This is a genomic window from Leisingera caerulea DSM 24564, from assembly GCF_000473325.1.
Classification (GTDB): Bacteria; Pseudomonadota; Alphaproteobacteria; order Rhodobacterales; family Rhodobacteraceae; genus Leisingera; species Leisingera caerulea.
On sequence record NZ_KI421513.1, the window covers coordinates 2,007,058 to 2,026,967 of the forward strand.

Here is a 19,910-nt window from a genome sequence, read left to right on the forward strand (position 1 = left end):
GCGCCTTGCTCAGGTCAGCGCGCGCCCAAGGAAGCCGCGCAGCTCGCCGGTGTCAATCGGCTTGTGCAGCAGCACCGCGTTCAGCCTTGCGCAGGCTGCCGCCAGGTCCGGTGAGCGGTTGGCGGTTACCAGGCAGGCAGGTACTTGGCCGTGTTGCGCCCGGAGCGCAGCAATTGCATCGGTTCCCAGCGCGCCGTCGTCCAGCTGGTAATCGGCGATGATTGCGTCCGGGCCGATGTCGATTTCCTGCAGAAGCGAACTTGCTTCGGCGCAGCTGGCGCAGGGCAGCACGTTCAGCCCCCAGCCGTCGAGCGTGTTCTCCAGCGCCGCCCTGAGGCCGGCATCGTTTTCGATCAGCACCACAATCCGGTTTTTGAACGGCACCGCGGCGCCGTTACCGGGGGCGGGCAGCGGCGACGGCGCGCGCGCTGCGGTGCTCAGCGGCAGCTCCACCGAAAAGCAGGTGCCGCGCCCGACCTCTGAGGTGAGGTTCAGCGGATGTTTCAGCAGCCGACAGGCCCGCTCAACAATGGCGAGGCCCAGCCCCATGCCGTCCGACGGGCTGGCCTTGGCGTTAAGCCGCTGAAACTCCTGAAATACCCTGTCCTGATGCTCCGTCGGGATGCCAGGGCCGGTGTCACGGACTTCCAGCAGCACCCGGCTGCGGCGTTGCCGCACCCCGATCAGAACCTTACCGCTATCAGTGTAGCGCACCGCGTTGGAGGCGAGATTCTGCAGGATGCGGCGGAGGTAAGCGGCGTCGCTTTCCACCACCGCGCCGCTGCGCACGACCCGGAATTCCAGCCCTTTGAGCCGGGCAACCGGTTCCAGCTCGTCCTTCAGCTGGTCCAGCATGCCGCTCAGGCTGATGGCGGTCCGGTCAATCGCAGCCAGGCCGGAGTCGAGCTTGGAGATGTCCAGAAGGGCGCCGAGGATACGCTCGACCGCGACAAGCGCGTTGCCGGCCTTGGCCGCCCGGTCCCTGAAGCCCGGATCCTGGAGATCATCCTCCAGCGAGCCGACATAAAGCTTGGCGGCGGACAGCGGTTGCAGCAGGTCGTGGCTGGCGGCGGCGACAAACCGCGATTTGGAGGCATTGGCGCGCTCCGCCTCCGACAGCGCGTCCTCCAGCTCCAGCGTCCGTTCGGCCACCCGCTGCTCCAGCGTTTCGTTGACCTGCGAAATAGTGCGGACCGCGGCGCGTTCGGCGGTGACATCGGTAAAGCTGATGACAAATCCCTTGTCGGGCATTTGCTGCGCAAAGACCGCGAGGATGCGGTCGCGGCCCATTCCGATCTCGAATGACAGGGGTGCCCGCTTGGCGCTGCTGGCCACCCAGGCCTCGATCTCCTCCAGCCGGGTGCCGCCCAGGATGCGGATGCTGCCGGCGGCCTGGCGGTAGAGGGTCGCGAAAAACATGCCCAGCTGGAACTTGCCCGCGGGCATCGACAGCAACTCTCCGGCGCGGCGGTTCCAGCCGACCAGGCGGTTTTGGGCATCGAAGATGCAGACACCCTGGTCGAGATGCTCCAGCGTTGCCTTGATGACGCGCGACTGATCGTCCAGCAGCCGCTCGCGCTCCTGCCGCTCCAGCCGCATCATGTCGGTGATATCGGTCTGCAGGATCACGGTGCCGCCGTCGGAGGTGCGGTGCTCGCTGACCTGCAGCCAGCTGTTCCCGGCCATCATCACGTTGAACACCGCATGGTCGTCCTTGTGGCGGGCGATCCGGTAAGCTTCCCAGCCGGCGGCGGTCTCCCCCTCTGGCAGCGCCAGATGAGCGCTGGTCGCCACCAGGTTCACATAGTCGGCAAATTCCAGCCCCGGCCGCAGCAAGTGGTAGATATCGGCCAGGTGCTTGCCAAACCGGGTGTTGCACATGACGAGCACATCCTGTGCGTCAAACAGGGCAAAGCCTTCCTGCACCGTCTCAATCGCATTGGCCAGGTTGGCGCGGGCGGCCTCGGTTTCGGCATTTGCCAGCGCCAGTCTGGCGTTTGATTCATTGAGCAAGTCCAGCGCGTGCTCCAGCTCGCGGGTGCGCACGCGCACCTCCTCCTCCAGCATCACTGCGCGCTGGAACTGGGCATACGCCTCGCCGGAGGCATCCGAGCTTTGCTCGGCCCGGCGCATCAGGGTTTCGACGATTTTCAGAAGCTTCTGGTTCTGCCGTTCCGGCGGGTCACTGGGGTCGATCAGCTCATGCACCATTGCTCAGCCCTCGTCCGGCAGGTAGATCGCCACTCCGGTCAGGGTCTGGTTGACATGCATTGAATTAATCTGCTCGCCATAGGTCGAAAAGCCAACCACCCGGTTGTCGCGCAGGATGCGGGAAATGTCCTGCGAGACCTGTTTTTGCTGCGCTTCCAGCCGCCGCAGGATGCAGTCGCAGGCCAGGATGATCTCGGGGCGGCGCTTGGCGCTGAGGGCGGCCATCTCGCGCTCCAGGTGGGTCACCATGTCCTCCGGCTCTGCCAGGGTCAGCACCACGCCCTCGTCAATGGCGGAGAAGAACACAAGCTCGTCATTGTCGGCGACGCGCTGGATGGCGCGCACGTGGTGCTGGTCGCCGAATTGCACGGCGACGGGGTGCGCGGCAAAGGTGAAGGCGGTCAGCTGCTCCGGGTCCTTGCCCAGCACCCGGGCGTATTCGCGGGCAGCGGGTTCAGCATTGATTTCATGCACCACCCGTCGGGCCGGGTCAGCCCCGGTCACCACCATGCGCTTTTCCGAGGGGATCAGGTGGTCAGTTTTAAACACCTCGATCGGGCAGCGGCTGCGGATCTGGATCAGAATGGCGGCGTTGGAATGAGCCTGGCCGCCATGCAGCACAAAGGTTTTGCCAAAGTTGGTGCCGTCGCCCGCCGAGCCGCCGAAGAAGGCCACCGGCCCCAGCCCGACCGACAATTGCGAGGTCAGCGTGTCTTCCTTGGTGGAGAGCCCATCAACCAGCAGGAAGGTGAAGTCCGAGACCCAGTCCCCGGTGTTCTGCGCCATGTGATTGCGGTTGCGGATCATCCGTTCGATCACGCTGTGCGGATCGAAGCTGTCGAGGTCTTCGATCAGGATGGTGCGGGTCTGGAAATGCGACTGGGCAAAGCCGATGGCGACGATCTCGCCCTCAACATAGCCGGCTGCTGAAATTTCTCCTGCAGAGGTGCAGCCGACAACCTGCGCCGGGGCAAACCGGCGCTGGGCCTCGTCGATCAGCCGCGCAACGTCGGTGTCCGGAGACAGAAACAGAACCACCAGCGATAGGCCATTCGGGTTCAGCGCCTGTGCCAGTTGCTCGACAGCGTCCGCCGCCCGGCAGTCAACCGAGCCGGACCGGACAACCTGCGGTTTCGTCATGGTTGCACCCGACGGACCATGGACAGGGCCCATCGCCTTTCTCCTCCCCGAATTTCGTCCGCCAGACTAGGCGGACGGCGGCGTGTCTTGCAAGACGTTTGCAAAACTCGCCTGCTTGGCGGCCAGCACCGCCTGGGTGCGGCTTTGCACCCCCAGTTTGCGCATGATGGCTGTGATATGCGCCTTGACCGTGGTCTCGGCGATCGACAGGTCATAGGCGATCTGCTTGTTCAGCTTGCCTTCGCAGATCAACTGCAGGATCCGGGCCTGCTGATTGGTCAGCTGCGACAGCCGTTGCAGCACGTCGTTGCTGCTGCCGCCGTTGTCTTCCAGCAATACGTATCCGTCGGGCAGGAACACCTTGCCCTGATTGATCGCCTCTACCGCCTTCTGAAACACGTCGCGCTGGCTGTGCTTGGGAATGAAGCCGTTGGCACCGGCATGGATCACGGAGCTGACAATCCGGTTGTCGGCCATCGAGGAGACGACCAGGATCGGGCAGTCCGTCACCTTGCGCAGGCGCAGCAGCCCGTCCAATCCGTTGACGTCCGGCAGGTTCAGGTCCAGCACCACCAGGTCGATGCGGATACCCCCGCCGATCATGTCGAGCGCGGCCTGCAGGGCCGGCGCGGTGTGCATGCTGCTGATCGCGGTCACCGCCTGCAAGGTCATCGCCAGGGCGTCACAGAACAGCGGGTGGTCATCCACCAGCAGCGCCGCATTGAACCTCGGAGTGGCCGGCGTGTCCGTGTGTGTTGGCATATCTGCACCAGAGCTGTTGTTTTCCTGCCAGCTTAGCAAGCGGGCAGCTGCAGGTGTATACGCCTAAAGTCGCATAAGGCAGGCGCGCCCCGCAGGAGGCGCGCCTGAGTTCGTGTAATGTGCCTTTGACCGGTGCGGGATCAGTCTGCCTGAGCCAGTTGGCGGGGCAGGCGGAAGGTCCAGAGCATGCCGCCCTGGTTCAGGTAGTTGACCTTCTTGGCCACCTCGCCGCCCCACAGCGGCACCGCACCGCCCCAGCCGGAAATGACAGAGACATACTGCTCGCCGTTCTGTTCCCAGGTGATCGGCTGGCCGACAATGCCGGAGCCGGTCTGGAACGACCACAGTTCCTCGCCGGTTTCGTCGTCAAAGGCGATGAAGCGGCCCTCGGGGGTGCCGGTGAACACCAGGCCGCCCGCAGTGGTCATCACCCCGGCCCAGAGCGGTGCGTCGTTCTTGAATTCCCACTTGATCTCGCCGGTGTCCGGGTCGATCGCCTTGAGGCTGCCGATATGGTCCTCGTAGTTCGGCTTGATTGTGAAACCCGCGCCCAGATAGGCGGCGCCCTTCTTGTAGCTGATCGGCTCGTTCCAGATGTCCATGCCCCATTCGTTCGAGGGCACATAGAAGTTGCCGGTGTTCTGCGAGAACGCCATCGGCATCCAGTTCTTGCCGCCCAGGAACGACGGCGAGGCAAAGATCACCTCGCCCTTGTTGCCATCGGCTGCGTCCGCCGGGTTGCCGGGGCGGTTGTCCTCGTTGAACACCGGGCGGCCGGTGTCGTCGATGCGCTCAGCCCAGGTGATGTCCTTGACGAAGGGCGTTGCGCTGACGAATTTACCGTCCTCGCGGTTCAGAACATAGAAAAAGCCGTTGCGGTCGGCAGTGGCAAAGCGCTTGTTGCCGCTGCGGTCGGTGTAGGCGACCACCTCGTTCACGCCGTCATAATCCCAGCCCTCGCGCGGGGTGGTCTGGAAGTGCCACTTGATCTCGCCGTTCGAAGGATCGATGCCGATGCGGCTGGCAGCGTAAAGGTTATCGCCCGCGTTGCCCTCGACCGGGGTGCCCGCGTTGCGCAGGTGGCTGTTCCAGGGCGCCGGGTTGCCGGCGCCGAAGACCAGCGTATCTGTCTCCGCATCATAGGAGCCGCCAAGCCAGGTGGCGCCGCCGCCGGTCTTCCACATGTCGCCCGGCCAGGTGGCGTTCAGGGTGCCGGTCATGGTGCTGTCCTCACCCTTGAAGGTGCCCATGTGGCCCTCGATCACCGGCCGGGTCCAGACCAGCTCGCCGGTTTCAGCGTCGCGCGCCTGCACCTCGCCGACGATGCCGAATTCGCCGCCGGAGTTGCCGGTGATCACCAGTCCGTTGACGATCAGCGGTGCCGCGGTCATCGAATAGCCGGCCTTGTAGTCGGCCACCTTTTTGCGCCATTTCACGTCACCAGTCTTCAGGTCCAGCGCCACGATGCGGGCGTCCAGCGTGCCGAAAAAGAAGGTGTCGCCATAGATAGCGCCGCCGCGGTTCACCACATCGCAGCAGGGCAGGATGCCTTCGGGCAGCCGGGCGTCGTATTGCCAGATCTCCTGACCGGTCTCGACGTCGATGGCATAAACCCGGCTGTAGGAGCCAGTGATATACATGATGCCATCATAGATCAGCGGCTGGGTTTCCTGGCCGCGCTGCTTCTCGCCGCCGAGGCTGAAGGCCCAGGCAGGCACCAGGTTTGCGACGTTGTCCTTGTTCAAAGTGTCCAGCGGGCTGTAGCGCTGCAGGTGCCGCCCCATCCCGTTGGTGACCACCTGCGTGGTGGTCGTCTGGTCGTTCTTGAGGTCGTCTTCGGTGACCCCGGCGTGGCTGACGCCCGCCATCATGGTCCCTGCGGCGACCGCCGTGATGAAGCGGTTCATGGGCTCCTCCCTTTCATTGGATCCTCAACAGCCACGGCCCGGTGCGGGCTGCCGGCCTGCCACAGTATCCAAAGCGCACCGAAAGAGCGGTATTGCACAATGGTCGTATGCGGGCGGCGGGAGGGGCAGGGCGCAACGCGGCAGAACCCGGCGCCTTGCAGCCCGGGTTTGCGGTGTAATTGCCCGCGATGCGGGCGAGGGCGGTTCAGCCCGGTTTCGCAGCCTTGCGGATCAGCCCGCGCGCCGGGTCGTAACCCCAGACCGCCAGCCCCAGCCAGACCAGCCCGGACAGCAGCACCCAGGCCAGCGCCGCAGTGTTCAGCTGCTGGTAAAGCGCAAAGCGGATCAGCTCGACCGCTTGGCTGAAGGGGTTCACGGCGCAAATGTCACGCAGCAGCGCCGAGCTTTCGGCCATCTTCCACAGCGGGTAGAGCGCGGTGGACAGAAAGAACATCGGGAAGATCACGAAATTCATCACCCCGGCGAAGTTCTCCAGCTGGCGGATCACGGAGGACAGCGCCAGCCCCAGCGCCCCCAGCATCAGCCCGGCCGGGATCAGGGCGGGCAGCAGTGCGGCATAGCCGCCCCAGCTGAAGCGGATGCCGAACATCGCCGCCAGCGCCAGGAAAACATATACCTGAAGGATTGAGATCGCGGTGCTGGCAAGCAGGCGGCAGACCAGCAGCCACCAGCGCGGCAGCGGGCTGGTCAACAGCAGCCGCATCGAACCCATCTCCCGGTCATAGACCATCGACAACGAGCTTTGCATGCCATTGAACAGCAGGATCATGCCGCACAGCCCCGGCACTATATAGACCTCGTAGGTGGTGTAGGTGGCATAAGGCGGGGTGATTGACAGGCCAAGCGCGGCGCGGAAGCCTGCGGCAAAGACAACCAGCCACAGCATCGGCCGTACCAGCGCCGCGACAAAGCGGCCGCGCTGACCGATGAACCGCAGCGCGTCGCGCTGGGTGATGGCCGTCAGGGCTGCCAGCCAGGCGGTCATGCCGCTTGACCCGTCAGCCTGAGAAAATGATCGGCCAGCCCCAGGCCGCCGCGCAGCTGGCGGGCGGTGCCGTCTTGCGCCAGCTTGCCGCGGTGCAGGATCAGCAACTGGTCGGCGTCTTCGACTTCGTCAGTCAGATGGGTCGCCCAAAGGACCGTCAGCCCCTTGTGCCGGGACAGGTCATGCACATGGGCGGTGATCGCGTGCCGGGTGGCCGCATCCAGCCCCACCGTCGGCTCGTCCAGCAGCAGCACCTTGGGATGGTGGATCAGGCTGCGGGCGATCTCCAGCCGGCGGCGGTGGCCGCCATTGAGGTCGCGCACCCGCTCGCCCAGCCGGCCGCGCATCTCCAGCCGCTCCAGCGCGGCCTCGATGCGGGCCTGCGCCCTGGCGCCGCGCAGCCCGTGCAGCGCGGCGAAATAGCTGAGGTTACGCTGCACCGTCAGGTCCAGGTCCAGCGTCGGCTGCTGAAACACCACCCCCATCTGCCGCAGCGCCTTGCGCGGGGCGCGTGCCATGTCGTGGCCGGCAACCTCAATTTTTCCCTGCGGCGCGGTGAACAGCCGGGTGAGCAGCGCAAACAGCGTCGACTTGCCAGCCCCGTTGGGGCCCAGCAGAGCGCAGAAAGTGCCGGGCTCAACCCGAAAGCCGACCCTGTCCAGAGCTTGCCGGGCGCCGTAGGTATAGCTCAGGTTTTCCACCCGCAGCCCGGTCATTGGATGGTGATCTCCAGCCGCTGGGTGTCGCCGGTGGAGCCGGGCACCTTGAGATGGTAATTCCCGGGCTTCAGAGCGATAAAACCGATCTCCATCTCGCCGGCCTCGTCGAACTCGACGCTGTCGAGCCCCAACGGGCGGATCTCAAGGCCCTCCACGACAATCTCGTCAATCCACACCGCGCGGAAGAAATCGGAGCCGGTTAGGGCCAGCTCCTGACTGCCGTCGCCCTGGATTTCGAACTCGTAATAGGTGCCGGATTTCAGCAGCCACGGCGCATCGGTCAGCGGCATCCCCGCCGACAGGGTAATCGGCGGCAGGTCTTCCTTGTTGGCGGCGGACAGCAGCCCGGCGAGGCCGAGGCTGGCCTTGCCCGGATCATCATCGTCACCGGCCAGGGCGGCGGCGGGCAGCGCCAGGCACAGCGCCGCGGCAAAAAGGCGGGGTTTCAGCATCTTGGATCCTCCTGTCAGGATGCGCCGCGCCGCCGGGGCGCGGCAGGTCTCAGGGGCGCAGCGCCGCGCCCCAGGGAAAACGGCCGACCTTGATCGATTTCAGCGCTTGGCGCTGGGCGGTGTCGATCACGGTCACATCGCCGGAAACGCCGTTGGTGGTGAATAGCAGCGACTTGTCTGGCGAAAACGCCATGTGCCAGACCCGGCGGCCGACCAGGATGTAATCCTCCACCTCCAGCGTCTCAGCATTGACCACCGCCACATGGTTGGACGGCCCCAGCGCCACAAAGGCGGTCCTTTCATCGTCGGTGAAGGCAAAGCCCACCGGCTGCACCCTGTCAGGGTGCACCCCCTTGACCTCAAAGGCGATCTTGCCAGTCTCGGCTTGGGTGGCGGTGTCAAAGACCGTGATAGTGCCGCCGATCTCGGACGAGACCCACAGTGCGCTGCCGCCGGCAGTGAATTCAGCGTGGCGCGGGCGGGAATCAACCAGCGTGTTGGCAAACAGCTGTTGCGTCTCCGTGTCGATCCAATGCGCCATGTTGGTGGTCTCGGAGGTGGTGATCGCGATCTTGCCATCAGGCGAGACCGCCATGCCCTCTGGCTCGATCCCGACATTAATCTGGGCGACCACCTTGCGGGTTTCGGTGTCGACCACCGTGGTCACGGCATCATCCTCGTTGGCGATATAAAGATGCCGGTCGTTGGGATGCAGCACGAACTGCTCGGGATCCTCGCCGGAGGGCAGCTCGTGCAGAACTTCCCCGGTAGCGGCGTCCAGAACCTGAACCGTGTCGCTGTCGGAGGCGCAGACATAGACCCGCGAGAAGTCCTTGGAGAAGGTGATGCCGCGCGGCCGCTCTCCTGTTGCGATGGTGCGGACCACCTCCAGCGTGGCGATGTCGATCACGCTGATGGTGTCGTCCTTCTCGTTGGTGACCCAGATTTCCGCGGCGCCAAGAGGCGTGGCGGCGGCCAGAAGTGCCGGAAAGGCCAGCGCGGCAAGAGGTTTAGCAGAAAATGTCATTGGAAGGCTCCGCAGCGGCTTTCGGGTTCATCAAGGCCCAGGGTGTCGAGTTCACTGTGCTGGTGCAGGAAGCCGGGCAAGGGCGCCTGCGCCGCCAGAGCGCGGGGAGTGGCAAGCGGGATCGGCTGGCGCAGCTGGCCGTTCCAGCTGCGGTAGCTGAGCGGACGGCCCTTGAAACCGGCCAGCTCGAACGCGTCCGACAGCAGGTATTGGCGCAAGACGCCCGCGTCGGCTGAGCCGGTGCGGGTCACAGCCTCTCCGATGCTGCGCACCGCGGCCCAGGCGGCGTAATCCCGTGCCAGCATTTTGCGCCCGGCAAGGTCCTGAAACCGCGATTGCAGCTGCGCGGCGCCCCATTGTTCGACAACCGGCGCCCATGTGGTCGGCACCAGGCCTTCGGAGCCGGCAACCGGCCGCGGCAGCCAAGTGTTATAAGGAAGGTAGCGGGCGAAATCCTGCAGCTCATCGGCGACCAGCAGCAGATCGTGGCGGCCCAGCCCCTGCGACATCAGCGGCACCTCCTGGGCGGCGTTGCGGCGCATGTCGGCGCCATAGTCCCAGGTCCGTTCGGCAGTGATTTTTAGCCCGAACTTGGCGGCGCTTTGGCGCAAGGCAGCGGCAAACGCCTGATCCTGCGGGTGGCCGCCGGAGATCAGCGCCAGACCAGTCCAGCGCTTGGACAGCGCAAACTGCATCAGCGCATCGCTGCGCATCAGGTCCGAGGGCAGGGTGTGCAGCAGATTGCGGCGGCAGTCGCCGCTGCGCAGGCCGGTGTCCGGGCTGGCAGTGTTGAACAACAGCGCATCCTGTGCTTCCGGCAGGGCGGCGGCGGCCAGCAGCGCCGGTTTGGGCGCATCCAGTATCAGCAGCGTGCTGCGGCTCAAAGCCGCCCGCGCCGCCGCGGCAAAATCGCCGCCCGGCGGCACCGCCACCGTCTCCAGGCTGTAGTCGTGGCCAAGGAAGCTGCCTGTGGTCCGGTTGTCCGCCAGTCCCAGCCGGGCGCCGGTTTCGCCCAGGTCCGCGGGCGGCGGGTCGAGATTGGAGAGGGTGGGGGGCTGCCGCTCCTGCTGTTTCAGGTAGATGACCGGCACCTCAACCCCGTTGGCAGCGGCAAGGGCGGCGGGCAAAAGGGCTATCAGAAGTGTGATCAGAAAACGCATCAGGGCACCCTGTTCTGGCTGCATGGGCCGAGCGTACTGCCGCCCGCAGCCCTGCGGCCATTGGACCAAGGTCGTAGGCCGCCTGCGCTGTTCTCCAACTTAAGTCGCGTATCGGGGCAGGGGTCGGGCTGGCTATGCTTGCGGCAAGCTCAAACTTACGGGAGGAACTCATGTTCAAATTGCCTCTTGCGGCCCTCGGGCTCGCGGCTCTTGCCACGGCGGCGCAGGCCCACGGAGACGTCGCGCCGCAGCCGGTGAATACCGATGCCCTGCCCGAAGTGGGCGAGGAATGGCTGACCGAAAACCCCTATCGCGGCCAGGAGACGGAGGTCTGGCAGGCGGCGATCGACATCGGCGGCAGCGGCTACAATCAGAACTGCGCCCGCTGCCACGGGCTGGGCGGCGTCTCTGGCGGGCTGGCCCCGGACCTTCGTTACTTGGAGGCCGAGGAGATGGGCGACGAGTGGTTTGTCGAGCGATTCCGCACCGGGTATACTCAGAACGGCATCACCAAGATGCCCGCTTTCGGGGAGTTGCTGGGCCAGAAGGCCGCCTGGGCAATCCGCACCTATCTGGAAACCCGGCCTGATGACGGCGCGCTGGATGAGGCCACCGGCCGGCTGCTGGAGATCCGCGATGAGCTGACAACCTTGGCCAGCGGCGGCGGCGGTGATGCGGCGGCGCTGCGGGCGGAGCTTTCAAAAATCGCGGAAGGGGTCGAAACCGGGTCCGGCGCTCCGGTGGCCGACAGCGCGCCCTACCGGGCTGCCAGCCTGATCGGCGGCGCGCAGCCGGACTTTGCCGGGGCCGCGGAGGTCCTGACTGTCGGCCTCTCGGCGGCGCACTGAGGCAGGGGGGCTGCGGCACATGAAACAGCAGCTGGCCGGATTTCTTGCGATTGCTGCGCTGGCCTGCGGCTGGGCGCAGCCCGGGCAGGCCCGCTGTGCGGATCACGTGCCGCAGCCCAAGCCGCAGAACGCCTCACGCGATATTGTCGGGCAGGACCTGGAAACCATCATCGAGCGGGGCTTCATCACCTTCGCGGCCTATGAGGAATTTCCCCCTTGGTCTTACGAGGAGGCGGGCCGCATCCAAGGCGCCGATATCGACCTCGCCCGGCTGATTGCCGCGGAGCTAGGGGTCGAGGCCCGCTTCACCCTGGTCGCGGCGGGCGAAAATCTGGACGCAGACCTGCGCAACTGGATCTGGAAGGGGCCGGTCGTGGGCGGCAGCGTCGCCAATGTCATGCTGCATGTGCCCTATGACAGCGAATTTGCCTGCCGGGTCGAACAGGTGGTGTTCACCGGCCAGTACCATGTGGAGGAAGTGGCGATTGCCTACCGCCGGGAGGCCTATACTGAAGACCCGCCGGTGCCGGCTTATTTCCGCTTCGACAGCGTCGCAGTGGAAAACGACTCGATTGCCGATTTCTACCTCTCGGCCTTTCCCGGCGGCCAGCTCAGCGGCAATATCCGCCGCTACCCGACGGCGGCGGACGCAATGGCGGGTTTGGATCGGGCAGAGACCAAGGCCGCAATGGGTCCGCTGGCGCAGCTGGAGGCCGGGCTGACTGAACAGACTGCCGTCCATACGCCGCCGCTGCCCGGCTTCTCCGCAGGCACATGGACCGCCGGGATAGCGGTGCATTTCTCCTACCGCCCGCTGGCCTATGCGGTGGAGGATGCGATTGCCGCCGGGCTGCAGGATGGCCGGATTGCCGCAATTTTTGCAGCCCACGGCCTGAGTCACCGGCCGCCAGAGCTGCGCTGATCCAGTTTACCTCAGCAATTTCACGCTGCCATCCTGCGCCAGCAGGGTGGCATTGGTGCCTGCAGGGAGGCGCGCCAGCGCAGCGGTGATTTCACCTTCGCTCATCAGGCAGAAGGCGGTGGAGGCCGCATCCGCCAGCGCGGCGCTTGCGGCCTCGGTGCTGACGGTGACCCATTTCGGCCGCCGGTCAAACGCGGGGTGCAGGATGTGCGCCGCACCGTGCAACTGCAAGGCGCCGGGGCTCGAGGTTGCCACGGCCCTGTTTTTCAGGCTGCAGGCGGCGAAGATGCCGTGCTCCGGATCGGCCAACCCGATGCGGAACGGACCGCCGAGGGCGGCAAACTCCCCGGCATTGACCAAAACCCGCTCCAGCCCCATGCGGCCTAGCGCGGCGCGGACCATGTCGGTGGCATAGCCCTGGGCAATGCCGTTGAATGTCAGCGCCTGTCCTTGCGCCAGCCGGATTGTCTGTTCTGTCACGGACACCTTGTGCCAGCCTGCGAGGCGGGCGGCCTTTCTGATGCCCTCACTGCGCGCGGCGGCCTGCCAGAGCGGCTGGACCGAAGGGTCGAAGACCCCAGCCGTTGCCGCGTGCATCCGGGTGCAGAGCCGGGCCAGATCCAGAAACCGCGGCGGCGGGTTCCTCAGAACCCCGGTCCGGTTCAGCTGGGACAATGCGGAGGCCGGATCGTAGAGGCTGAACAGCTGTTCGGCCTGCCTCAGCTGTGATAGCACGGCCGCTATCGCTTGGTCTGCCAGCAGCGGCGGCGCGTGAATGGTCAGACGCGCCTCGGCGCCCAAGGCAAATCCCCGCCAGGTTACAGGTGCTGCTTGTAGCGCCGGGGCCGTGGCACCAAGGGCGGCGGCAGAGATGGCCAGGAACCGGCGGCGGGACAGTTTGGCGCTCATTCCGCAGCCTCCAGCTGTTGTTTCTTGCGCGCTGCCAGGATCAGCGGCACGCAGCGGGCCGCATCGTCGTGGATCGACACACAGTCGAGACAGCCGAAGCATTCGTCATAGCGGACCGCGCCGGATGTTTCGATCGCGCCATAGACGCATTTCACCCGGCACAGCTGGCAGGGGCTGCCGCAGGCGGCCCGCCGGGCGATCCAGTTGCGCCGCCGCAGCAGCCCGCCCGCCGCCATCGCCGCGCCCAGCGGGCACAGGTAGCGGCAGAAGGGCTTGAAAAACATCAGTGCTGCCGCCAGCCAGAAGACGGCATATGCAGTGAAATACCACTCGCGCAGGAAATAGGTGGTGATCGCGGTCTTGAAGGGCTCAACCTCCGCCGCGGTGTCCACATGCTCCGGCGCCACGAACACCAGCGAAACCAGCCCGGCCAGCACCCCGTATTTTAGATACCGGAGCCGCCCGTCCCAGGCTGGCGGAAGCGCTGTTTGCGGCAGACCCAGCTTGCGGCCCAGATGGTGCGCGAACTCCTGCAGCGCGCCGAACGGGCACAGCCAGCCGCAGAACAGGGCACGTCCCCACAGGACAAGCCCGAGGATGGCAAAGCCCCAAAGCAGCAGCGAAAACGGGTCATAGGCGAGAAAGGCAAAGCTGCTGCCCCCAACCGCCGTGCGCAGCACGCCCAGCACGGTGACGATGGACAGCTGGCCCTGGCCCCACCAGCCGATGAACAGGGTGACAACCGCCAGCACCGACAGCCGCAGAGGTGTCAGCACCTTGCGGGCGGCGATCCGGCTCTGGGCCAGCAGCAGGGCGGCGGTCAGCGCGCTCAGCAGCAGCGTCAGAAGGATCAGATCCGTGCGGCGGCTGCGCAGTGCCTCGAGCCAGGGCGGCACAGGCGCCGGGGCCGCGTCCCGCAGGAAGAAGCGTTCGGGGGTCTGGTGCGTGACCGGAAATTCCACGGTGCCGGTCTCGGGCTGGAACATGCCGTGCTCGCGCACCGCCTGGGCGTGCAGGGTCCACTCCTGCGCCGGGTCAAAGCCGAGGCGGCGGTCGGCCCGCAGGATCATCGCCGTGCCGTCGTGCAGAGGCTGGGGCAGGTCCGGCGATAGCTCCACCAGCAGATCGCTGTCCCGCAGTGCCACCGGAAGGCCGTTTTGCGTGGCAAACACCCGGTCCGGGGCGGTGTTGCGGATGAACTCCGGGCTGACCAGCCCATGGCGGCCGGTCTCGATCAGCAAGAGCGGCTCATCATCAGGGGAGATCGCCAGGAAATCCTGCAACTCGCTGTAACCCTCGCGCGACAAAACTGCCTGCGCGATCGACGGCGGGCCGACGTCGATGATCCATAGATCCAGATAGGGCGCTTCGGGATGCTGTTGCGCCTCCGGATCGTCATCGGCCCAAAGGGTGCCGGCAAAGGCCGCGTCAACCTCCGCATTGGAGACGGTGGCTCGGGTGGCCAGCCACTGATCGACCAGCGCCGCCCAGTCCAGCGGCTCATTGTGGTCCGGGTCCGGCCAGGCCGGGGGCGCTGTAACAACACCGTGCATCTTCTCGCGCGCCACCGCCAGCGCGGCGGCCATCACCGAGTCATGCGCGATCCGCACCGACGCGGTCGCCTTACTCACTCCGTCGAGGTAGACAAGAGATGAGCCGGAACCCGTCTCACCGTAAGGAGTGCCGACGGTGATCGCCGAGAAGACCGACAGGCCGGGATACTGCTCGAAGAACCTGTGGAACGGGGCCGGGCCAAGCCCGGAAACAAAGACCGGCTCGTTATGGCTGATCAGCCGGACATCCAGAAAGGTGCCGTCCAGATCCAGCAGCACCAGCACGTTGACCGGCGCGCCGGAAAACCCGGGCAGGGGGGCCAGCGGCTCGGTTTCAAAGGCATAGCCCGCTTCCGCCCCGCCGGAGTTGAGCAGGGTATAGACACCCTTGCTGTTCACCGGCTCACCCAAAGAAAATGGCGGCATGATCAGGGCGCTGATCTCCTCGCGGGGCAATGGCGACGCCGCCAGCACGCCACCCGCAAACAGCCAGGCCTGAAGACAGAGTATGAACCGGGATACGCGCATGGCTGGCAGTCTGCCGGGCCCAAACACCCCGTGCCATAGGACCAAAGTCTGAGACTGCCCCTACGACCAAAGGCCAATACCGGGGCCGGAGGCAGGTAGCTAGGCTGAGGGGATTAAAGCCAGCAAAGGAGGATGAAATGGCCTGGTCTGCCCCGAAACTGAAAGAAATCAACTGCGGCATGGAAATCAACATGTACTCCCCGTCCGAGGACGAGGGCCGCGAATACGAACCCGATCTGTTCTGATCGCAAGACAGGAAAACGGCCATGCGGTTTCTGGTTCTTGGTGCAGCAGCGGGCGGTGGCCTGCCGCAGTGGAATTGCGGTTGCCGGAACTGCCGGGACGCACGTCTCGGCAGGATCGCTTCCGCCACCCAGTCCTCGCTTGCCGTGACACTGGACGGGCAGAACTGGGCGGTTCTGAACACCTCTCCCGATATCCGTGTTCAGTTGCAAAACTGCCCGTCCATGCACCCGCAATCGCTGCGCCACAGCCCGCTGCGCGCCGTGCTTCTGACCAATGGTGACATTGATCACATCGCAGGTCTTCTGTCCTTGCGGGAACAGTCGCCTTTCACCCTGTTCGCCACTGCCGGCCTGCTGGATGTGCTGGAGGCCAACCCGGTCTTCAACGCGCTTCCGGCAGCTGTTGGCCGTCATCCGGTGCGGCTGAGCGAGGGCTTCGAGCTGCTGCCGGGCTTGCAGGCTACAGTCTTCGCGGTGCCCGGCAAGGTGCCGCTGTTCATGGAAGACAGGCAGGTGCAGACGGATCTGATGGGCGATCAAACAGTCGGCGTCCGGCTGAGCGACGGTGCGAAAACCGCCTATTACATCCCCGGCTGTTCCGGCGTCTCCGCAGAGCTGCTGGAGATTTTGGCAGACGCTGACCACATCTTCTTTGATGGCACGCTCTGGCACGATCAGGAGATGATCCAGAGCGGAACCGGCACCAAGACCGGCCAGCGGATGGGGCATATCTCCATCAGCGGCCCCGAAGGATCCATTGCTGGTTTGCGGAGTGTGGACGCCGCCAAGACGTTCATTCACATCAACAACACCAACCCTGTCTGGCAGCCCGGCAGCGCCCAGCACGCGGAGGTTCTGGCCGCCGGATGGACAATTGCAGCGGATGGAATGGAGATTGCGCTATGAATGTCCAACCCCGGGAAATGCCGGCCAGAGAGCCGCTTGAGGGCCGCTTGCGCGCCATCGGCGCGGTGCGCTACCACGACAAGCACCCGTTTCACCACAGGCTGCACGGCGGGGAGTGTTCTCCCGACGAGGTCCGCGCCTGGGTGATCAACCGCTGGGCCTATCAGGCGGCGATCCCGATGAAGGACGCGGCCTTTCTGTCCCGCTGCACCGATCCTGCCATGCGCCGGGCCTGGCGCAGCCGGATTGAAGACCATGACGGCGGCGTCAGCGAAGGCGGCGGCATCCGCCGCTGGCTGCGGCTGGCCGAAGCGGTCGGGCTCGATCCGGACTACGTGGCCTCCGGCCGGGGCGTGCTGCCGGCCACTCAATTCGCTGTCGACGCTTATATCCGCTACGTCCGCGACATGCCGCTGCTGCAGGCGGTGGCCTCGTCGCTGACGGAACTGTTTGCGCCCTCTATTCACGAACGGCGGATCGAAGGCCTGCTGCAGCATTACGACTTCGCCAATGCCGCAAGCCTCTCATATTTCCGAAAGCGGCTGACCGAGGCGCCGAAGGACGTGAAATTCGGCTTGGCCTGGGTGCTGGAGAACGCCGGCACGCCGGACAAGGAAGACGCCGCCTGCGAGGCGCTGATCTTTAAAACCAATGTTCTTTGGGCGCAGCTGGATGCGCTCTGGGGGGCCTATGTGGAGCCGGGACGGATTCCGCCGGGCGCCTGGCAGCCGGGCGAGGGGCTGGCATGACACTGGCGCTTGCCCTCTCGGACCGCCCCTATCTGCCGCGCGGGGTGCGGATGATCACGGACAACGTGCGGGGCGGCACGGTGCTGCTCTGCCCGGAAAAGGCCATCGCGCTCGATGCCATAGGCGAGGCGATCCTGTCGCGGGTGGATAGCAGCGCTTCGTTCAAGGAAATCGTTGCCGGTCTCGCGGCGGCCTACGATGCCCCGGCGGAGCAGATCGCCGGCGACGTGCAGCGCTTTCTGGCCGGGCTGCGGGCCCGCATGTACCTGGCGGTGCACCCATGACGGTGCCGCCGCCCATCGCGATGCTGGCCGAGCTGACGCACCGCTGTCCGCTGGCCTGCCCCTATTGCTCCAACCCGCAGGACCTGCTGGGCCGCGAGGCGGAGATGACAACCGGCGAATGGGCGGAGGCCTTCCGCCAGGCCGCGGAGCTGGGCGTCCTGCAATTGCACCTGTCCGGCGGCGAGCCCGCTGCGCGCCCCGATCTGGCGGACCTCACCGCGGCGGCACAGGGCTGCGGGCTCTATACCAACCTGATCACCAGCGGCATTGGACTGACTCCCAAGCGTCTGGATGCGCTGGAGGCGGCTGGGCTGGACCATATCCAGCTGTCGCTGCAGGGCACGAATGCGGAGCTTGCGGATTGGATCGGCGGCTACAAAGGCGGGTTTTACCGCAAGATGCAAATCGCGGCGGAGATCAAGGCCAGGGGAATTCCCCTGACACTGAACGCCGTGATGCACCGGCACAATCTGGATGATCTGGAACGCACCATAGAAATGGCTGTCGAAATGGGCGCGCGCAGGCTTGAGGTCGCCTGCGTGCAGTTCCACGGGTGGGCGTCCCGCAACCGGGCGCAGCTTTTACCCACCCGCGCGCAGACAGAGGCGGCCAAGCGCATCGTCGCCGAGGCGGAACAGCGGCTGCGCGGGGTGCTGGCCTTTGATTTCGTGCCACCCGACTACTACGCGGATTACCCCAAGGCCTGCATGGGGGGCTGGGGCACAGCCGGGCTGAATATCGCGCCGGACGGTACTGTGCTGCCCTGCCATGCGGCCCAGACCATCCCGCATTTGGACTTCGACAATGTCCGCAGCAAACCGCTGGCGGCGATCTGGTACGAAGGCGCGGCGTTCAATGCCTACCGCGGCACCGATTGGATGCCGCAGCCGTGCCGCAGCTGCGACCGCAAGGAGACCGATTTCGGTGGCTGCCGTTGCCAGGCGCTGGCTCTTGCCGGAGACGCAGGGGCAACCGATCCAGTGTGCCGGAAATCACCGCGGCACCAGACTGTGGTTGAGCTTCTAGAAACAGGCAGGAGCAATTCTGAAACTACTTTTGTCTACCGGCGCGCGGCTTGCTAGGTAACGCCAGCCTTGACCTAGGTTTTCGGAGCATCCTCGTGATAGGCATTCACCCTGGTTTGCGCGAAAAAAGCGCTGGGAAGCTGGCTGCTTCGAAACTGTGACAGGTCCATAGCTGGCAGACAGCTCTTGGCCAGTTTCTCTTCCGGAGCCAAGCGATAACCCTCCACAAGGCAACCGCATTGCAGTATGGTCATCACCTTGAAGTTGAGCAGCCCGGCGGCGAATACGATCCCGCGGGTCGGATAGTTCCGACTGTCCGCGTAGCAGACACGACGCGATCCGCTTCCATTGATTTGGCGCAATGCGGCGTCTTGTAACGCGGGTATCCTGATGGCGTTGGAATTCGAAAGCGAGCAATGGCAAGGTTTCTTATCATTCTCATTGCGTTCCTGTCGGCGATGCCGGTCTGCGCGCAGGATGAATCGCGTGCCTTCATCTTCGGCGGCGACGCATTTCTTGCAGGGCGGTCGGTGACACACGACGCAGCCGGGTCCGACGATCTGTTCATGGCTGGCGAGCGGGTCGTTGGAAAGACGGCCATCACAGGATCGGCCCATCTTGCCGGCCGCGAGGTAACCATGGACGGCGGGATTGGAGGCGATGCCTACGCCGCGGGCGAGGAGATCGCCTTGCGGGGCGACGTCGTTGGTGATGCGACCCTGGCCGGCCGAAGTGTCTCCGTGGCCGGCGTTGGCGGTGACTTGCGGGTGGCCGGATCCGAACTTCGCCTTGGCGGCGCGATCGGGGGCACCGCGATGATCGCCGGTGAAGTAATTGCTTTTGATGCCGTCGTCTCCGGCGATGTCAGTCTCGCAGCCAAGCGGGTGGCCTGGGGTGAAACAGCTTCGATTGGTGGGAGACTCATCGTCTTTGAAGAAGAGCCGGGCGAAACGGATATTCCGGAGCGGGTCGTGCCGGCCGGTCGTGTCGAGCGGCGTGAAATCGAGGATTGGGACGGGCCAAAGCCGCCGAGTTGGGGCCGCGTGATTGTAAAGTTCCTTATGGGGGTGGTCGTGGTTGCGGCACTGGCCGCGCTTGTTGCAGCGCTGGTGCCTGAACGCCTCGCCGAAATGCGGCGGCAGGTCTTGGCGCGGCCATTCCACACGTTGTGGATTGGCTTCATGGCTCAGTCGGCCATCATCGGTGCAGGTGTCCTTTTCGCGCTGACCATTATCGGCCTGTTGATGACCCCGGCATTGGTGGTTCTGGCGATTGCCGCCGGCTTTGCCGGGTACGTGGTCGCCGCCTATGCGTTCGGCGTTGGCCTTCTCCTCGCCTTCGGCCGTCCCGATCCGGACAGCATTGCAGAACGGGCGCTGGCGGCGGGCGTCGGCGCACTCACGGCGGGGCTTATCGGGCTGATCCCGTTCCTGGGCTGGCTATTCGTTCTCGTGCTTGTCCTCTCCGGCATCGGGGCGATCACAGTGCGGACGATCCGGCCAGTATTCTTTGCAGACACATACTGAACCTCAAGAAACGATCGGCAGCCTGCCGATC

The 19,910-nt window shown here is 65.3% G+C and carries 19 protein-coding genes; 8 read left to right on the forward strand and 11 right to left on the reverse strand.

Going from position 1 to position 19,910, the window contains the following annotated elements:
• Nucleotides 1–9 precede the first annotated feature (9 nt).
• The 9 genes from CAER_RS0116970 to CAER_RS0117010 form a co-directional block, all read right to left on the reverse strand.
• Nucleotides 10–2,211: a hybrid sensor histidine kinase/response regulator gene (locus CAER_RS0116970; protein WP_027236481.1), complete on the reverse strand. Its 2,202-nt coding sequence runs from the start codon at nt 2,209–2,211 to the stop codon at nt 10–12.
• A gap of 3 nt (nt 2,212–2,214) precedes the next feature.
• The gene (locus tag CAER_RS0116975; RefSeq protein ID WP_245597375.1) at nt 2,215–3,351 is read right to left on the reverse strand and encodes an FIST N-terminal domain-containing protein; all 1,137 of its coding nucleotides are present in this window, start codon (nt 3,349–3,351) and stop codon (nt 2,215–2,217) included.
• Nucleotides 3,352–3,417: 66 nt separating this feature from the next.
• Nucleotides 3,418–4,113 (reverse strand): LuxR C-terminal-related transcriptional regulator, encoded by a 696-nt coding sequence (locus CAER_RS0116980; RefSeq protein ID WP_027236483.1) that lies wholly within the window; start codon nt 4,111–4,113, stop codon nt 3,418–3,420.
• Nucleotides 4,114–4,253: 140 nt separating this feature from the next.
• Nucleotides 4,254–6,020, reverse strand: a complete 1,767-nt coding sequence (locus CAER_RS0116985) for a PQQ-dependent methanol/ethanol family dehydrogenase (RefSeq protein ID WP_027236484.1) — start codon at nt 6,018–6,020, stop codon at nt 4,254–4,256.
• Nucleotides 6,021–6,225: 205 nt separating this feature from the next.
• On the reverse strand, nt 6,226–7,026 hold the full coding sequence (locus CAER_RS0116990; protein WP_027236485.1) for an ABC transporter permease: 801 nt from the start codon (nt 7,024–7,026) through the stop codon (nt 6,226–6,228).
• On the reverse strand, nt 7,023–7,742 hold the full coding sequence (locus CAER_RS0116995; RefSeq protein WP_027236486.1) for an ABC transporter ATP-binding protein: 720 nt from the start codon (nt 7,740–7,742) through the stop codon (nt 7,023–7,025). The genes CAER_RS0116990 and CAER_RS0116995 overlap by 4 nt, the downstream gene beginning before the upstream one ends.
• Nucleotides 7,739–8,197: a cupredoxin domain-containing protein gene (locus CAER_RS0117000; protein WP_027236487.1), complete on the reverse strand. Its 459-nt coding sequence runs from the start codon at nt 8,195–8,197 to the stop codon at nt 7,739–7,741. Before CAER_RS0117000 ends, CAER_RS0116995 begins: the two co-directional genes overlap by 4 nt.
• A 49-nt stretch (nt 8,198–8,246) precedes the next feature.
• Nucleotides 8,247–9,224 carry a YVTN family beta-propeller repeat protein gene (locus tag CAER_RS0117005; RefSeq protein ID WP_051357803.1) on the reverse strand — a complete coding sequence of 326 codons (978 nt, stop codon included), beginning with the start codon at nt 9,222–9,224 and terminating at the stop codon, nt 8,247–8,249.
• Nucleotides 9,221–10,384, reverse strand: coding sequence for an ABC transporter substrate-binding protein (locus CAER_RS0117010; protein ID WP_027236489.1), 1,164 nt, complete (start codon nt 10,382–10,384; stop codon nt 9,221–9,223). The genes CAER_RS0117005 and CAER_RS0117010 overlap by 4 nt, the downstream gene beginning before the upstream one ends.
• Before the next feature lie 170 nt (nt 10,385–10,554).
• Here CAER_RS0117010 and pedF point away from each other — a divergent pair, with 170 nt between their 5' ends.
• Nucleotides 10,555–11,232, forward strand: a complete 678-nt coding sequence (gene pedF, locus CAER_RS0117015) for a cytochrome c-550 PedF (RefSeq protein ID WP_027236490.1) — start codon at nt 10,555–10,557, stop codon at nt 11,230–11,232.
• Nucleotides 11,233–11,251: 19 nt separating this feature from the next.
• On the forward strand, nt 11,252–12,154 hold the full coding sequence (locus tag CAER_RS0117020) for a substrate-binding periplasmic protein (protein WP_027236491.1): 903 nt from the start codon (nt 11,252–11,254) through the stop codon (nt 12,152–12,154).
• Between the two features lie 6 nt (nt 12,155–12,160).
• Here the strand turns inward: CAER_RS0117020 and CAER_RS0117025 are convergent, their stop codons facing one another.
• Together CAER_RS0117025 and CAER_RS0117030 are read right to left on the reverse strand one after the other, a co-directional pair.
• Complete coding sequence (locus CAER_RS0117025; RefSeq protein WP_036797381.1) at nt 12,161–13,063, reverse strand: FAD:protein FMN transferase; 903 nt, start codon at nt 13,061–13,063, stop codon at nt 12,161–12,163.
• A complete protein-coding gene (locus CAER_RS0117030) occupies nt 13,060–15,144 on the reverse strand; it encodes a 4Fe-4S binding protein (RefSeq protein ID WP_027236493.1) in 2,085 nt (694 codons plus the stop codon). The genes CAER_RS0117025 and CAER_RS0117030 overlap by 4 nt, the downstream gene beginning before the upstream one ends.
• Nucleotides 15,145–15,281: 137 nt before the next feature.
• On the opposite strand from CAER_RS0117030, the gene pqqA reads away from it, so the two are divergent.
• The 6 genes from pqqA (at nt 15,282) to CAER_RS0117060 (ending at nt 19,879) form a co-directional block, all read left to right on the forward strand.
• The gene (gene pqqA / locus CAER_RS0117035; protein WP_027236494.1) at nt 15,282–15,389 is read left to right on the forward strand and encodes a pyrroloquinoline quinone precursor peptide PqqA; all 108 of its coding nucleotides are present in this window, start codon (nt 15,282–15,284) and stop codon (nt 15,387–15,389) included.
• A 21-nt stretch (nt 15,390–15,410) separates the two neighbouring features.
• A complete protein-coding gene (gene pqqB / locus CAER_RS0117040; RefSeq protein WP_027236495.1) occupies nt 15,411–16,295 on the forward strand; it encodes a pyrroloquinoline quinone biosynthesis protein PqqB in 885 nt (294 codons plus the stop codon).
• Nucleotides 16,292–17,044, forward strand: coding sequence for a pyrroloquinoline-quinone synthase PqqC (pqqC, locus tag CAER_RS0117045; protein WP_245597376.1), 753 nt, complete (start codon nt 16,292–16,294; stop codon nt 17,042–17,044). Before pqqB ends, pqqC begins: the two co-directional genes overlap by 4 nt.
• Nucleotides 17,041–17,328: a pyrroloquinoline quinone biosynthesis peptide chaperone PqqD gene (gene pqqD / locus CAER_RS0117050; protein WP_027236497.1), complete on the forward strand. Its 288-nt coding sequence runs from the start codon at nt 17,041–17,043 to the stop codon at nt 17,326–17,328. Before pqqC ends, pqqD begins: the two co-directional genes overlap by 4 nt.
• Complete coding sequence (gene pqqE, locus CAER_RS0117055; protein WP_027236498.1) at nt 17,325–18,410, forward strand: pyrroloquinoline quinone biosynthesis protein PqqE; 1,086 nt, start codon at nt 17,325–17,327, stop codon at nt 18,408–18,410. Before pqqD ends, pqqE begins: the two co-directional genes overlap by 4 nt.
• 359 nt (nt 18,411–18,769) lie before the next feature.
• Nucleotides 18,770–19,879 carry a hypothetical protein gene (locus CAER_RS0117060; protein ID WP_027236499.1) on the forward strand — a complete coding sequence of 370 codons (1,110 nt, stop codon included), beginning with the start codon at nt 18,770–18,772 and terminating at the stop codon, nt 19,877–19,879.
• Nucleotides 19,880–19,910 lie beyond the last annotated feature (31 nt).